Below are 14,249 nucleotides of genomic sequence, written 5' to 3'. Positions count from 1 at the left end.
CAAATAACATAAAGTAATTTATAGCTCACCGGAGGCCTCCCGGCGTCGCAATTCAAGCTCTTCACTGTAGCGCCTGAGCGTGTGGCTCTCCGTCAGCAGGCCAACCGGGCGGTTTTCGATCTTGTCATTGACGACCACCAGCGCCTCGCTTTCCGCTGCATCGAAAGCCGCCGCCGCCTGCCGGGCGTTCATGGTCGGCAGCAGCACGTCGTTCTTGTACTGCAGATAGGTTTCGAGACTGATCTTGCTGGGATCGCGATCCATCGGGTCGGCGTAGATTTCCGGCACGAGGACGATGCCGGCATAACGACCGTCATCATGGGTCATGATCACCCGTTGCGTCGAGCCGAGCGGGAACTTCTCCTTGAAGGCCGGAAGCCCCATGCTGACAGTGGCCTTGCGGATATCGGCACGCATCATCTTGCCGACTGTGAGGTCGCGGATCCAGCCGATATCGTGGGCACTGCGAATACTCTCGCCCCGCAGGTGAAAACGCCAGGTGGCGAAGGAGTAACCGAAGGTGGTGCGCACCACGAGCGAAGTGGTGATGACGGCGGCCAACACCAGGGCCGTGATCTGGAAGTCGCCAGTCAGTTCCAGCGCCAGAAACGTCATCGTCAGCGGGCCGCCGATGATGGCGGCGGCAAAGGCGCTCATGCCGATCACGGCGTAGACGATAGGTGCTGTCGACCCATAGCCGATATAGGGTGCGCAGAGCGCGAAAATCTTTCCGAGCAGCGATCCCATGAAGAGCGACGCGAAAAACAGGCCACCGCGGAAATTCGAGCCGATGGAAATGGCGCTGGCTGCCGCCTTCAGCACGAAAAGCCCGGCCAAGCCGTATATCGTCAGTTCGGCATCGATATTGAGATGCAGCGCGCCATGGCCGCTCGACAGCACCTGCGGTGAAATCAGCGCAAGCCCGCCCACCGCCACACCGCCGATGGCAGGACGCAGCCAGCCCGGAATGGCGCTTTTGCGTGCGGTTTCTTCGATAAAGGACACCGCCTGCATCAGCACGATGCCGATGGCCGCACACACGACGCCGAGAAAGATGGCAGGCACATAATCGGCCGGCGATACACGGCTGGCATCGACAATATCGATCGAGATGCCATGGCCGCCGATTATCCCTATAACCGTCGTCGCCACCAGCGCCGAGACGATGAGCGGCGCAAGCGTCACCACGGTATAGGTGCCGATGATGAGTTCTATCGCATAGAACGCCCCCGTCAGAGGCGCATTGAAGGCGGCCGCAATAGCGCCCGCAGCGCCGCAGCCGACAAGGATACGCATGTCCCCTCGCCTCAGCTTCAGCTTGATGCCGATCTTCGAGGCGACGCCGCTGGCGATCTGCGTATAACCGGCCTCCAGCCCGACGGACGCGCCAAAACCGTTGGAAACGATATTCTGCACACAGACGATGATGCTGTCCGTCAGCGACAGGCGGCCGCCATGCAGCGCATTCGCCTCGATGGGGTCGACCATGGGTTTCTTGCGGGTTTTCGACAGGATGAAGATGATCAGGCCGAGCACGATGCCGCCCATGATCGGGCCGGCGAGCACGATCCGTCCGGAAAGATCGCTGCTGCTCAGCCGCTCGACCCCGAAAACCAGCACATGCAGCGCCGTGCTAAGAGCGCCGATCAGCGCCACCAGAAGGCCCGCCGCAATGCCGATGAAGACGGCAAGGATCACCAGTCCCAGTTCGCCGCGCCTGAACATCGCCCGCAGGCGACTGGCGCGCAGATTGTCGAAGAAGCTCGCCATACTGGGTGCACGGAAAGGCCTGGTCGACATGCTGTTCCTTTTCAGGCGGCGTCAGACATAGTCAGAGCGCTTCGAACTCGATCTCGAAACGCATCTGATCATAAGCCGGTTCAACATGATCAGGCGTTTCACGCATCACCGTGTCATAATCGAGCGGAATATGCATGTGGGTCAAGATCGCTCGTTTGGGTGCGAATCTCTCGATCCAGCCGAGCGCCTGTTCCAGCGACAGATGGCTGGGATGATAACGGTGCTGCAGCGCGTCGATGACGAGGACATCGAGACCGGCGAGCTTCGGCAGGCTTTCAGCCGGAAAATCGCTGACATCGGTGCAATAGGCAACGTCACCAATACGGAAGCCGAGCGAATGCACATCGCCATGCTGCTGCATGTGCACGTTGAACGGGATCGGACCGCCTGCCCCATCGATGATGAGGGCCGCGTCGATATCGGCGATGATCCGCGGTTCGACGATGGGCGGATAGCTGCTGCCCGGCGGGGTCTCCAGGCAATAGGCGAAACCGTCCTTTATGCGCGCCATGGTGATGGGATCGGCATAGATCGGAATGCGGTTTTGCTGAAGGGCGAAATAGATGCGCAGATCGTCGATACCGTGCAGATGGTCGGCATGGGCGTGGGTGTAAAGCACCGCATCCACCGCCTCCACCTTCGCCGCGATCATCTGCTCGCGAAAATCCGGACCGGTATCGATGACGACGGTGGTCTTGCCGCCATCCGGACCAATCTGCTCCACCATGAAGGCGGTGCGGGTGCGCCGGTTCTTCGGGTTATCAGGGTCGCAGGCGCCCCAGTCGCCGTTGATGCGCGGCACGCCAGGCGACGACGCGCAACCGAGAACCGTGAAGCGGCGACGGTAAGTGGCCACGCCTACACCCTTGTCATCTTCGAAAAGCAGCGGAAGGCATTTTCGGTGGTGATTTCGGCCATACGCTCGAAGGAAACACCATGCACCTCGGCGAGAACCTCCGCGGTATTCACCACATAGGAGGGCTCGTTGCGTTTGCCGCGCCAGCGCTTCGGCGCAAGATAAGGCGCATCCGTCTCCACCAACAGCCGGTCCAGCGGCACGGTGGCGGCGATATCGCGGATATCCTGTGATTTCGGGAAGGTCAGAATGCCGGAAAAGGAAACATAACCGCCAAGCTCGACACCGGTTTTCGCCAGCTCGGGACCAGCGGAAAAGCAGTGCAGAATGAAGGGGAATGCCCCCTTTTCGCTTTCGGCGCGCAGGATCGATGCCATATCGTCATCGGCGCTGCGGCTGTGGATGACAAGCGGCAGCTTCGTTCTTCTTGCGGCCTCGATATGGCGAATGAGCCCGGTCTTCTGGTCTTCCGGCTTCTGCGTGTCGTAGAAATAATCCAGACCCGCCTCGCCGATCGCCACGATCCTGTCATGGCTCTCGGCCAGCCGCACAAGCTCGTCGGCGGAAATATCCAGTTCCTCGTCGGCATTGTTGGGATGTGTGCCGACCGAGCAGAAGACCGACGGATATTTTTCCGTGATCTTCAAAAGTTCGGGCAGGCGACGCACCCGCGTCGAGATCGTCACCATCTGGCTCACACCCGAAGCATGGGCGCGGGCGATGATATCGTCGCGCTCAGCCTCGAAATCGGGAAAATCCAGATGGCAATGCGTATCGATCAGCATGATTGTCGCCTTCACGCTTCCGGTGCGACGTAACGCGGGAAGACCGGCTTCGGTGCTTCCAGCGGCGTGCCCGGAACCAGACGGCCCGCCTCGCCCAAAGCCGCGAAATCACGTTTGTCGGCAGGTGCCGCGACGAGATCGAGCAGCTTTTCGCAGGATTCCGGCATGAAGGGCTGCAGGAGGATACCGATCTGGCGCACCACTTCGGCCGTGACGTAAAGCACGGTGCCCATGCGCTCGGGATCGGTCTTCTTCAGCGCCCACGGCTCCTGCGAGGCGAAATAACGGTCGGTTTCCGAAACGACGGCAATGATCGCCGCAAGCGCGCGGTGGATGAGCTGCTTGCCCATTTCTTCACGGCAGAGCGCCAGCAACCCATCGGCGGAGCCAAGCATCGCCTTGTCTTCTTCGTTGAACTCACCGGGTGTCGGGATCTGGCCGTCGCAATTCTTGACGATCATCGACAGCGAACGGCTGGCGAGATTGCCGATGCCATTGGCAAGATCGGCATTGATGCGGGTGGCGATGCCCTCTTCGCTATAGCTGCCATCCTGGCCGAAGGAGACTTCGCGCAGGAAGAAGTAACGCACCTGATCGAGACCGAAATGGTTCACCAGATTGGCCGGATCGACGACATTGCCGAGCGACTTCGACATCTTCTCGCCCTTGTTGAGCAGGAAGCCATGCGCATAGACCCGCTTGGGCAACGGCAGCTTGGCGCTCATCAGGAAGGCCGGCCAGTAGACGGCATGGAAACGGATGATGTCCTTGCCGATGATATGCACGTCGGCAGGCCAGTACTTCGCGCGCGGGCCGTTCCTGTCTTCGATGTAACCCGTGGCGGTGATGTAGTTGGTCAAGGCATCGACCCAGACATACATGACATGTTTCGGATCGTTTGGAACCTTGATGCCCCAGTCGAAGGTAGTGCGGGAAATCGACAGGTCCTTCAGGCCGGATTTCACGAAGGAGATGATTTCGTTACGGCGTTCTGCCGGGCCGATGAACTCCGGGTTCTCCTCATAGAGCTTCAGCAGCTTGTCCTGATATTCGGAAAGCTTGAAGAAGTAACTTTCCTCCTCCACCCACTCGACCGGCGTGCCCTGCGGCCCGTAACGAACGCCGTCAGGGCGCACTTCCGTTTCGTCCTCGGCGTAATAGGCCTCGTCACGCACGGAATACCAGCCTGCATAGCTGTCCTTGTAGATGTCGCCGCTATCGGCCATCAGGTTCCAGATATTGCGCGACGTCTCGTGGTGACGCTCTTCCGTGGTGCGGATGAAATCGTCGTTCGAAGCGTTGAGCAGCTTGCCCATCGCGCGGAACTGGTCGGAATTGCGCTCAGCCAGTTCTTCCGGCGAAATGCCTTCCGCCCGCGCCGTCTGCTGCATCTTCTGGCCGTGTTCGTCGGTGCCGGTCAGGAAGAAAACATCCATTCCGTCCAGGCGCTGAAAGCGTGCCATGGCGTCCGTCGCAATCAACTCATAGGCATGGCCGATATGCGGCTTGCCGTTGGGATAGGAGATCGCGGTGGTGATGTAGAATGGTGTCTTGTCTGTCATGACGGTCTATCGACTTTACAGGCTGTTTTTTGGATAGACCGCTCTTAAACCATTGTTCGCAGCAGCGAAAGCGAAAGAGTACGATTTTCGTACACTGAGATTGATGGTCTCCTAACCTCCGTCATCCTCGGGCTTGACCCGAGGATCCATTGATTTCAACGGGTTGTGGATCCTCGGGTCAAGCCCGAGGATGACGGAGCAGCACGGTGACCTTGGCAATGGGAGTGTGTTCCGTACGATCCCTCTCCGTCAAACACCGCGAATATCCTCAAGAATGGAAAGCACCATCTGCTTCTTGTCGAGATTATAGGCCTGCGCCACGGTGATACGTTCCGAAAGTGTCGAGGAAAGCCGTGCGTGTTTTTCCGCCGCAGCGATATCGCCCGCCATCGCCGCCGCCCGCGCCCGCGCCATCAACTCTTCCGTCACATGTTCCATGAAGAAGCCGAGAACGATGTCGCCATCCTTCTGCGCCAGAACCTCGGCAAGCTTGTGCATCTGCTTGCGCACGCCGGGCCCTTCAGCCGCCATGACTTCCGCAAAGGCCTCGACAATGTCGGAGCCGCCGTAATTCATCAGCTTCAAAGCCTGCGCCACACTGCCCTTCGAGGCGGCAAGCAGGGCGTCGCGCTTTTCGCCGGATGGGTTGATGCCGAGATGATCGAGTGCCTGCACCATGGCCGCATCGGAAAGCGGCAGGAGCCTGAGCGGCATGCAGCGCGAGCGGATGGTCGGCAGCAATTTTCCCGGCGCATGTGACAGGACGAGGAACATCGCCCGTTTCGGCGGCTCCTCCAGTATTTTCAGGATGGCATTGGCAGCATTGCGATTGAGATCGTCGGCGGGGTCGATGATGACGATACGCCAGTTGCCGGTGCCCGATGTCTGCGAAAAGAAGTGCCCTGCCCGCCGCACCTCATCCACCGTGATGGCGGATTTCACGCGACCGGTCTTTTCATCCACCGGACGGGTCAGATGCAGGAGATTATGCGAGGCGCCGGCGGTGATCTGCCGGCTGACCAGCGATTGCGGATCGGGATCGGCGAAAAAATCCGGCGCGGATGCGGGATCGGGATGGCTCAGCACATGATTGGCGAAACGGAAGGCAAGCGTTGCCTTGCCGATCCCCTCCGGCCCCTCTATCAGAATGGCATGATGCCCCTTGCCGGAGCGATAGGATTGCGCGAGGAAGGCTTCCGCCTCTTCATGACCTAAAAGCTTCGTGTTCTGCTGCGGCGCGATCGCGCCGTCGAGAACGCCCTGAACCTCACTCATGTGCCCTGCCCGCCGCAGTTCCCAGCTGTTCGAGCAAGGGCTCAACGAAGGACATGACATCCTCCGCCACTTTTCCTTCCGGCTGGTCGGCGTTGACGATGCGACAACGACGGGGCTCGGCGAGCGCAATATCCAGATAGGCCTCACGCCGCTTCTCGTGGGTCTCGATTTCCTCTTTCTCGAACCGGTCGGGCGCAGCACCCTCATCCGCACGCTTTCTGGCGCGGGCGAGCCCCTTCTCGGCGGCGATATCGAAGATCAGCGTCAGCTCCGGCACGACGCCATCGATGGCGATTCTTTGCAGCGTCTCAATGAATTCCGGCTCCAGATTGCCGGTCGTTCCCTGATAGACACGGGACGAATCGAGAAACCGGTCACAAAGCACGATCTCACCACGCGCAAGCGCCGGGCGAATGACCTCCTCGACATGGTCGTTGCGCGCCGCCGCAAACAGGATCGCCTCCATACGCACGCCGAAGGATTCCGCCGCACCCGAGAGGAGAACATGCCGAACGGCCTCAGCACCCGGCGAGCCACCCGGCTCGCGCGTCACGACCACCTCGAAACCACGGCCACGAAGCGCCTCGGCAAGGGTGCGAATCTGCGTCGACTTGCCGGCGCCTTCGCCGCCTTCGAAGCTGATGAACAATCCGGTCTTTTCGGCCAATGTCACGTCCTGCACGGGTTTCCTGAAATTCGAAATGCCTGTTTACAGCATCGAAGCGAAATGTGTGAAGCGCTTTTCAGAAAAACCGGTGCCTGAACAAAAGCATAGGAACAGGGCGGTGCGCGGGGCAGGCTTTCAGAGCCAGAACAGCAGCAGTTCCTTCAGCGCGCCTGCCGCATTCTGGCTAAGCGACCCCTTGCCCACCGCCACCTTCGTATAGAGCGGCACTTCCCGCAAAAGGCGCTCGCCCGAAAAAATCTTGAGCGTTCCGGCATTTGCACCGACATCCAGCGGCGCATTCAGCGGCCAGCGATAGACGATGCGGCCGGAAATACGATCCGGATTATTGACCGGCACCAGCACGCTGACATCTTCCTTCGGCGAAAGATCGATATGCGAGACATCGCCGCCATAGACGCTGACCGACCCGACCGCTTCGTCCTTGCTGAAGAGATGGCGTTTTTCAAAGGCCGTCAGGCCCCAGTCCACCACCCGCCGGGCTTCTTCCTGCCGCGTCTTGTCGTCCACGATGCCGGCAAGCGCCAGATAGACCCGGCGGCCTTCCCGCTCTGCCGAAACGACGGCGGCAAAACCGCTGCCTTCGGCAAAACCCAGTCCTAGACCATCGATGCCGCTGCCCGGCATCAGGAGCGTATTCTTGTTGCGCTGGAAAATCCGGTTCCATTCGAAATCCGGCTTGGTGAAAAGCTCGTAACGCTCGGGATAGGTGTCACGCAGATGTTGCGCAAGACGCACCATGTCACTCGCGGTCGTCTGGTTACCGGGATCGGGAAGCCCCGTCGAATTGGTGAAGGTGCTGTGGCTCATGCCGAGTTCGCCCGCCCGCACCGTCATGCGCTTGGCGAAGGCGGCATCCGAACCCGCCATGCCTTCGGCAACGATGATGCAGCCGTCATTGGCGTTCTGCACGACGATACCGGTCAGAAGATCGTTGATGCTGACGGAGGATTTCAGCGCCGCGAACATGGTCGATGTGCGCGACGGCGCGCCGCCCGTGCGCCAGGCATATTCCGAAACGGGATAGGCCGTCTCGCCCGTCACCTGCCCCTTGGAAAGCGCATCCAGCACCACCTCCACCGTCATCAGCTTGGCGAGCGACGCGGGCGGAAAAGGCTGATTTTCATTTTGCGAAAGAAGCACCGTGCCTGTTTCGGCATCGATCATATAGGCCTGCTCGGCCTTTGCGATGAAGGGGGCTGTCTGTGATTGCGCCGGGCCTGCGCAAAAAAACGCAAGCGCTGCCGCTGTAACGACCGAACAATAGGAGCGATGAATGGCCTTGCGCATGAAACCGCCCAGTCCTGCCTGCCGTAACCGGCTGCCCGCGATAAAGGCGAGAGGCCGGCCGTATCCTTCAATCCGTCAGCGCGACTTTGCCTGCTGACGCTTCACATGGGCGAGTATCGATTGCTCGTTGAGCGCACCACGGTCGACGAGCACGCTGTCAAAGGCGCTCGCGGTCCTGGAAACCGTAGCCGATTCTTCGGAATAGGCCGCTGCAAATTTGGAAGACGGCGTCGGCACGCGCAGATAATTGCCGCCGGGTGCTGCCGGCTCACGCATGAAGTTGCCTTCCGGACGCTCCGCCAGGATAGGACCGATTTCCGGCAGGATCGCGAATTGTTCGAAAGCCGGCGCCGGCCCGTTGACCAGCGGCATGGCCTGAAGCGCCGCATTCTTCTTGGAGCCGACGAGCGCCGTCTGGGCGGAACCGCCATAATTCGGATTGGACGCGGGAGCCGGAACGAAATTCGGAGACGCCGAAGCCACCATCACGCCCGTGGCGATCTGCCCTTCCGGCGCTACACCCGGCGAACGCGAACCCTTCGGAATATAAGATGCCATCAGATAAGGCATGTCGTGGCCATCGAGCGGTGCGCGGCCGGCATATTGCACCCGCACATTGGCCGTGCCTGTCGCCTTCATATCGAGAAGATCGGCCGTCTTGCTGGAAACGTCGATCAGGCGGCCTTCATGGAACGGTCCGCGATCGTTGACGCGCACCAGAACCGACGCACCATTTTCCATATTGGTAATGCGTGCATAGCTCGGCAGGGGAAATGTCGGATGTGCGGCAGAAAGATGTTCTTTGTCGTAGACTTCGCCATTGGCGGTAAGGCGGCCATGGAAGGCGGAACCGTACCAGGAAGCAAGACCGGTCTTGTTGTAACCCGGCTCTTCCTTCGGGAAATAACGGCGGCCCTTGACGGTATAGGCATTTCCGATCAGCTCGCGCCCGCCGCCCTTGGGAATGCTTTTGCCATCGGCCACGCGCGGGCTGGCTTTGACGCCATATTCGGATTCGGAAAAATATTCCTTGCTGCGCTTGGGCTTAGGCTTGGTCTCGGACGTCGTGGAACACGATGCGGTCGCGGCGCAAAGCACGGAAATTGCAAGCCACTTCACGCCCGACCTGGCGTTGACGCCGAGTTTCTTGACCGTAGAATTCAAATCGTCTGCCCCACGCTGCTATTGGCTCGGAGAACCGCACCCTCACTTGCCTCGATTATTTGCCCCTGCCATCGAAGCACCTAACAGTCGCTTAATCTTGTGCATAACGTGGCGAAAATGCGAACGACTTCTGCAAATTCGATAAAATTGTAACGAACGTGGTTAATGATTTCTATCTTTTGAGCCCGGCTGCCGGACCGGATTTACCTGCCTCACCTTCCCTTTCCGGCCACCCCTTAAAGGAACAAACGGACGGCGACCGCGTTCTCTCCCCGCAAACAAACGAGCTTTCCGCCGGTTTCGGCTGAGGGAGGAAATATGATCAAGCTTATGAAAATCACAGGTCTGGCGATCGGCATCGCCCTGGTATCCTTCGCCGCACCGATCCCCGCTGGCGCACAGGATATGGAGCTCAGAATCGGCCCCGACGGCGTTCGCCCCGTCATCCGCGATCGGGATCGTGACCGGGACGTAGACCGTCGCGGCCCGCCCCGCATGCGCGGCTGCAGCGAACGCGAAGCCCGCGCCGCCGCCCGTGAGGCAGGCCTGCGCGATCCTGAGGTCGTGCGCGTCACTCCGGGTCGTGTCGTGGTCGAAGGCTTCACGCGCCGAGGGCCGGATCGCATCACATTTGCGAACGAACGGGGCTGCCCGGAAATCTGATTGGATCAGCAGCATGGAACCCGCCGCAAGGCGGGTTTCTCATTCGCACCGAATTCAACCCATTCCAACGCCGCGCAACGCGATTGAAGCATCCCTCGTCGCAGTTTTGTTCAAATGATTTTTGCGTTTGATGGCAGATGGGGTGGGATTCGAACCCACGGTACGCTCTCACGCACGCCGGTTTTCAAGACCGGTTCCTTAAACCACTCGGACACCCATCCATCGGTGGTGAGGCTTTATAGCGGTTTGAAAAAGGCCGTCAATCCCGCCCGGGCGAGCGGCGTCACCCTTCTTCTTCGGTTGGCAGATCATTGCCCCGGGGTCGTTGCCGGTGGCAGCAGGGATCCATCACCTGAAGGTATAGAGGGCACCTGCTGAGCCGTATCGAACAACGTCAGGCTTAAAACGATTGCGACAAGCACCAGCAAAAGCGCCACGAAGAGGATTCCCGATTTATCCATGCGTCTGCTCATGTCACGTTATGTTAAAGGCGAATATGTGCAATTCGAGGCAATGCAAAGAATAAAGCGAAAGTCTGTCAAGTTGTCTTACAGATTTACCGAACTCATCGTTCAAAAATCTGCGGATTGAGCGAAATTTATGCATAAGCGTACTGTTTGGGACAGAAGTGGCCTATCGCGTCAGCATTATTGTCACTTATATCAAGCCATCGCTCCCGGGCATTGCCCAACTTTCCCCGAGCGATCAACCTGCCCCGCCTATTTGCGGGGCTTTTTTCTTTTTGTGGTCACGGAAGACGAAGCGCGGCCAAAAGGCCAGCCGCTTTCCAAACTCCCCTCGCCTCAGACACCGATGCCGGGCCCGCCATTGTCGTGCCGGCCGTCACCCCGGAGAATATCCTCGAACAGGTTCAGCAGCGCCGGCGGCAAGGTGTCTGACAATTCCGCGATGATCTCATTGGCGCGGTTATAGGAATAGATGGCTGAGAGCGTCAGCACCAGCAGCACGATCCACGGCCAGATCGGCTTGCGTCTTTGCGGCGCTCTATCAGGTTGTTGCGGTAAAGTCATGCCGGCACCTTCCGTTCAGGCCTTTACGCGCGGTTCGCCTCCCGGCGCATAGGCGGTTTTCTGCAGAAAACGGAATATATTGCCGCACTGGGCGCAGCGGATCATGAAATCCGTCGGATCGCCCGAGACGCGCTCCGCGCGAAATCCTCGCGGCATGTCATCGATGCGAAAATCGACGTCCCGGCGGCTCTTGTCATCCGATTCCGATGCCTCGGCAAAACCCTGATGACCACATTTGGAACATTCGAGCTTCCGGGAATATCTGTCGCGCGCTGCCATATGCCGTCCTTTGCTTGGTCGGTATCAGGTAGCAGCGGCAAAACATCATTTCAATGCCGAACGCCTCAGGTTAAAGCTTTGCACGGCTATTTCCCGTCCGGAAACCATCCGGCGGCCCGAACGAATATGGAAGCCCATGAACGACCGGAAACCCCTGCTTTCATCGTCACTCATGCTCCGGGCAGCCCTCATCGCCGGAATTCTTCTCCTCTTTCTCGCTGCTCTCAATGTCGGCATCAAATGGTACGGCGAGCGGATTCTCCAGGCGGGCCATACGACGGCGACCGAGGAGGTCGAGATCGCCATCGGCAACGACAAGCTGAAGCTCGCGAAAAACACCCTGCGGACACCTTCCGAGCGCTTCAGCGGCGAGCGTGAGCGCGTCGACCTCTACCTGAGCTGGCCTGATCTCAAGGGTTACGAGGAGACGAATCGCGCCGTCTTCGACGATCCCGCGCAGGCGGCGGGGCTGATTTTCATCCAGCTCTCGCAAAGCACCATGTCCGAAGACATGTCCGGTCGCTTCGGGCCGATCTATTCGAGGCTGACGGAAGGAGAGCCCGTGCCGCTGAAGCACGGCCTGCTGCTACACCGTCTGCGGGCCGATTCCGGCTATGGCAAGGAAGTCATATTGACCGGCGAGCGCGATGGCGAAAACGCCTATGCGGTGCGCTGCCTCCTGCCGCAAACGCCGCAGGCGGCGACCGACAGCGATTGTCAGAGGGATATCCACGCCGGACAGGATCTCAGCCTGTTCTACCGTTTCTCCTCCGCCCTGCTGCCGCAATGGCAAAAGCTGGACGCCGATGTGAAAAACTATATCGAGCGCCGCCTCGTAAAAGACGGAAATCCGTGAAACGGCACGACACAGATTGCGTGCGAAAAGTCGCATTTTATGGAAGGTAGATACCTTTCATAAACCACTTGGTAACGCCATCCCGATAAAGTTTCTTCCCGGAGCATCGGGCGGGGCGTGTCCGAGCGGAACAGAAATATGCGATTGAAGAGTTCAGCAGTGTTGAAAAGTCTATCTGGGGCACATTCGCGCAAAGCGGGTGCGACGTCTTTCGTGAGGTTTATTGCGTTAACCCTTGCTGCGGCGTTCATAACCGCAACATCCGTTCAAACCGCAAAGGCCGATCCGAAATATGCGGGCATCGTCATCGATGCCAAGACCGGCAAGGTCCTCTATGGCGAGGATCCGGACGGCCTGCGTTATCCGGCTTCGCTGACGAAGATGATGACGCTTTATCTGACATTCGAGGCGCTCAATACTGGACGTATCTCGCTCGATTCCAAGGTGCCGGTGTCAGCCAACGCCGCCAAGGAGCCGCCGTCCAAGCTCGGCGTGCGCGCCGGCGGCAGCATCACGGTGGAACAGGCGATCCTTGCGCTCGTCACCCGGTCCGCAAACGACATGGCAACCGCGCTCGGCGAATATCTCGGCGGCTCGGAAGACCGTTTCGCCAGAATGATGACCGCCAAGGCCCGCGCGCTCGGCATGACCCGCACGACCTATCGCAACGCCAACGGCCTGCCCAACACGGCGCAGATGACGACGGCGCGCGACCAGGCCCGTCTCGGCGTCGCGCTTCGCCAGCATTTCCCGCAATATTACGGCTATTTCTCCACCCGCACCTTCAATTTCGGCAAGCAGGTTATCGGCAACCATAACCGCCTCGTCGGAACAGTGAAGGGTGTGGATGGCATCAAGACCGGTTATACCCGCGCAGCCGGCAGCAACCTTGCCACATCGGCGCAACTTGACGGTCGCTCCATCGTCGCCGTCGTTCTCGGCGGCCGCTCCAGCGCTGCCCGTGACGCCACCATGCGCAAGCTTGTCGCAACCTACCTGCCGCAGGCATCGCGTGGCGGCAACAGCAACCTGATCGCACAGACGCGCTCGGCGCCGGTCGAAGAGCCCGTCGCCGTGGCTGCTGCTGTTCCTTCCGTGGCAGTTGCAGCAACCGCAGCCGGCCTGCCCAACTCCGGTCCGGTGCCGCAAACCCGCTATGAAGAAGCGCCGGTCACCGCCTTTGCAGGCTCCTCTTCCAATGCGGCCGTCAAGGCCATGGAAGCCGCCACCTGGCAGAAGGGCAAGGATCCCATCAATCAGGCGCCCGTTGCACCGGACCGCAAGTTGATCACCAACTCGACCAAGGTGGACAATATCGTCACCGCTTCCACCACGGCGCCTGTCGTCTCCGCCCCTTCGGTTTCGGCCAGGTCCGAAGCTCCGCAGGGCGGCTGGGTGATCCAGATCGGTGCATCTCCGGATGAGAACTCCGCGCGCGGCCTGTTGCAGAACGCGCAGGAAAAGGGCGGTGCGGCACTGCGCTCCGCAAAACCCTTCACGGTCGCCTTCAGCAAGGACGGCTCCCAGATCTACCGCGCCCGTTTTGGCGGTTTCGATGGCCAGAACGCCGCGGTGAATGCATGCAATGCTTTGAAAAAGAAAGGCGTCAGCTGCTGGGCCTCACTCCAGTAACTGACGTTTCCGCAGGCGGTGATTCATTGTCGAAACATCGCCTGTTTCCTCGAATTGTGTAATGAGTAGCGAGGCTTTCCAAGATGGCAGTCAACGAGAATTATTCGGACATTGCGTCTGGCAACGGGCATGGCAGCCTTTCGGTTCTGCATCCCATTCACGAGGCGGCGATGCGTATCGCCGATCTCGGTCTCAACCGTTCCAAGGCAAAGACGCGCGATCTCGTGGCGCTGCTTCTGTCACATGGCGCCCGCGCCTGGCGCTCCAATCAGCCGGAAGCAAACATCCACCTGCATGTCGCGAGCCGCTCGGGTCGCGCCCCGGTCCATATCCGGATCCGCTGAAAATCAAACGCGATCGATACGATACAA

At 59.7% G+C, this 14,249-nt stretch carries 14 protein-coding genes and 1 tRNA gene; 4 read left to right on the top strand and 11 right to left on the bottom strand.

The features are described from left to right. Window positions 1–18: 18 nt before the first annotated feature. From ACIQUH_RS21105 to ACIQUH_RS21070, 8 genes are all read right to left on the bottom strand, one after another. Window positions 19–1,800, bottom strand: a complete 1,782-nt coding sequence (locus tag ACIQUH_RS21105) for a chloride channel protein (RefSeq protein ID WP_400818574.1) — start codon at window positions 1,798–1,800, stop codon at window positions 19–21. Between the two features lie 31 nt (window positions 1,801–1,831). Beyond that, window positions 1,832–2,656: an MBL fold metallo-hydrolase gene (locus ACIQUH_RS21100; protein ID WP_400818571.1), complete on the bottom strand. Its 825-nt coding sequence runs from the start codon at window positions 2,654–2,656 to the stop codon at window positions 1,832–1,834. Window positions 2,657–2,658: 2 nt separating this feature from the next. Continuing rightward, a complete protein-coding gene (locus tag ACIQUH_RS21095; protein ID WP_400818569.1) occupies window positions 2,659–3,441 on the bottom strand; it encodes a TatD family hydrolase in 783 nt (260 codons plus the stop codon). An 11-nt stretch (window positions 3,442–3,452) separates the two neighbouring features. Continuing rightward, the gene (gene metG / locus ACIQUH_RS21090) at window positions 3,453–5,003 is read right to left on the bottom strand and encodes a methionine--tRNA ligase (RefSeq protein WP_400818567.1); all 1,551 of its coding nucleotides are present in this window, start codon (window positions 5,001–5,003) and stop codon (window positions 3,453–3,455) included. A gap of 249 nt (window positions 5,004–5,252) precedes the next feature. Beyond that, window positions 5,253–6,278 carry a DNA polymerase III subunit delta' gene (locus ACIQUH_RS21085; RefSeq protein ID WP_400818564.1) on the bottom strand — a complete coding sequence of 342 codons (1,026 nt, stop codon included), beginning with the start codon at window positions 6,276–6,278 and terminating at the stop codon, window positions 5,253–5,255. Beyond that, window positions 6,271–6,945 (bottom strand): dTMP kinase, encoded by a 675-nt coding sequence (tmk, locus tag ACIQUH_RS21080; protein ID WP_400818561.1) that lies wholly within the window; start codon window positions 6,943–6,945, stop codon window positions 6,271–6,273. Before tmk ends, ACIQUH_RS21085 begins: the two co-directional genes overlap by 8 nt. Before the next feature lie 135 nt (window positions 6,946–7,080). Continuing rightward, window positions 7,081–8,253: a D-alanyl-D-alanine carboxypeptidase family protein gene (locus tag ACIQUH_RS21075; RefSeq protein ID WP_400818559.1), complete on the bottom strand. Its 1,173-nt coding sequence runs from the start codon at window positions 8,251–8,253 to the stop codon at window positions 7,081–7,083. A gap of 75 nt (window positions 8,254–8,328) precedes the next feature. Next, the gene (locus ACIQUH_RS21070) at window positions 8,329–9,417 is read right to left on the bottom strand and encodes a septal ring lytic transglycosylase RlpA family protein (protein WP_400818557.1); all 1,089 of its coding nucleotides are present in this window, start codon (window positions 9,415–9,417) and stop codon (window positions 8,329–8,331) included. A gap of 318 nt (window positions 9,418–9,735) precedes the next feature. Here ACIQUH_RS21070 and ACIQUH_RS21065 point away from each other — a divergent pair, with 318 nt between their 5' ends. Beyond that, window positions 9,736–10,080 carry a hypothetical protein gene (locus tag ACIQUH_RS21065; protein ID WP_400818555.1) on the top strand — a complete coding sequence of 115 codons (345 nt, stop codon included), beginning with the start codon at window positions 9,736–9,738 and terminating at the stop codon, window positions 10,078–10,080. 131 nt (window positions 10,081–10,211) lie between these two features. Here ACIQUH_RS21065 and ACIQUH_RS21060 read toward each other — a convergent pair. The 3 genes from ACIQUH_RS21060 to ACIQUH_RS21050 form a co-directional block, all read right to left on the bottom strand. Further along, window positions 10,212–10,301 (bottom strand) — tRNA-Ser (locus ACIQUH_RS21060). Between the two features lie 582 nt (window positions 10,302–10,883). Beyond that, window positions 10,884–11,111 carry a hypothetical protein gene (locus ACIQUH_RS21055; protein ID WP_400818552.1) on the bottom strand — a complete coding sequence of 76 codons (228 nt, stop codon included), beginning with the start codon at window positions 11,109–11,111 and terminating at the stop codon, window positions 10,884–10,886. Between the two features lie 15 nt (window positions 11,112–11,126). Then, entirely contained in the window at window positions 11,127–11,390 is a 264-nt protein-coding gene (locus tag ACIQUH_RS21050) for a hypothetical protein (RefSeq protein ID WP_400818550.1), read from the bottom strand. Window positions 11,391–11,526: 136 nt separating this feature from the next. Between ACIQUH_RS21050 and ACIQUH_RS21045 the strand changes: the two genes are divergently transcribed. From ACIQUH_RS21045 to ACIQUH_RS21035, 3 genes are all read left to right on the top strand, one after another. Beyond that, window positions 11,527–12,246, top strand: coding sequence for a hypothetical protein (locus tag ACIQUH_RS21045; RefSeq protein ID WP_400818547.1), 720 nt, complete (start codon window positions 11,527–11,529; stop codon window positions 12,244–12,246). 138 nt (window positions 12,247–12,384) lie between these two features. Then, window positions 12,385–13,878 carry an SPOR domain-containing protein gene (locus ACIQUH_RS21040; RefSeq protein WP_400818545.1) on the top strand — a complete coding sequence of 498 codons (1,494 nt, stop codon included), beginning with the start codon at window positions 12,385–12,387 and terminating at the stop codon, window positions 13,876–13,878. Between the two features lie 83 nt (window positions 13,879–13,961). Next, window positions 13,962–14,222 carry a hypothetical protein gene (locus tag ACIQUH_RS21035; protein ID WP_003502750.1) on the top strand — a complete coding sequence of 87 codons (261 nt, stop codon included), beginning with the start codon at window positions 13,962–13,964 and terminating at the stop codon, window positions 14,220–14,222. Window positions 14,223–14,249: the final 27 nt, after the last annotated feature.

The sequence above is a fragment of the Agrobacterium sp. NPDC090283 genome, from assembly GCF_044769685.1.
In the GTDB taxonomy this organism is placed as follows: Bacteria; Pseudomonadota; Alphaproteobacteria; order Rhizobiales; family Rhizobiaceae; genus Agrobacterium.
This window is presented reverse-complemented; position numbering and strand designations above follow the sequence as displayed.

Coding starts and splice junctions, on each gene's coding strand:
- ACIQUH_RS21105 (WP_400818574.1), bottom strand. CDS start 1,800: ATGTCGACCAGGCCTTTCCGTGCACCCAGTATGGCGAGCTTCTTCGAC.
- ACIQUH_RS21095 (WP_400818569.1), bottom strand. CDS start 3,441: ATGCTGATCGATACGCATTGCCATCTGGATTTTCCCGATTTCGAGGCT.
- metG (WP_400818567.1), bottom strand. CDS start 5,003: ATGACAGACAAGACACCATTCTACATCACCACCGCGATCTCCTATCCC.
- ACIQUH_RS21085 (WP_400818564.1), bottom strand. CDS start 6,278: ATGAGTGAGGTTCAGGGCGTTCTCGACGGCGCGATCGCGCCGCAGCAG.
- ACIQUH_RS21075 (WP_400818559.1), bottom strand. CDS start 8,253: ATGCGCAAGGCCATTCATCGCTCCTATTGTTCGGTCGTTACAGCGGCA.
- ACIQUH_RS21065 (WP_400818555.1), top strand. CDS start 9,736: ATGATCAAGCTTATGAAAATCACAGGTCTGGCGATCGGCATCGCCCTG.
- ACIQUH_RS21055 (WP_400818552.1), bottom strand. CDS start 11,111: ATGACTTTACCGCAACAACCTGATAGAGCGCCGCAAAGACGCAAGCCG.
- ACIQUH_RS21050 (WP_400818550.1), bottom strand. CDS start 11,390: ATGGCAGCGCGCGACAGATATTCCCGGAAGCTCGAATGTTCCAAATGT.
- ACIQUH_RS21045 (WP_400818547.1), top strand. CDS start 11,527: ATGAACGACCGGAAACCCCTGCTTTCATCGTCACTCATGCTCCGGGCA.
- ACIQUH_RS21040 (WP_400818545.1), top strand. CDS start 12,385: ATGCGATTGAAGAGTTCAGCAGTGTTGAAAAGTCTATCTGGGGCACAT.
- ACIQUH_RS21035 (WP_003502750.1), top strand. CDS start 13,962: ATGGCAGTCAACGAGAATTATTCGGACATTGCGTCTGGCAACGGGCAT.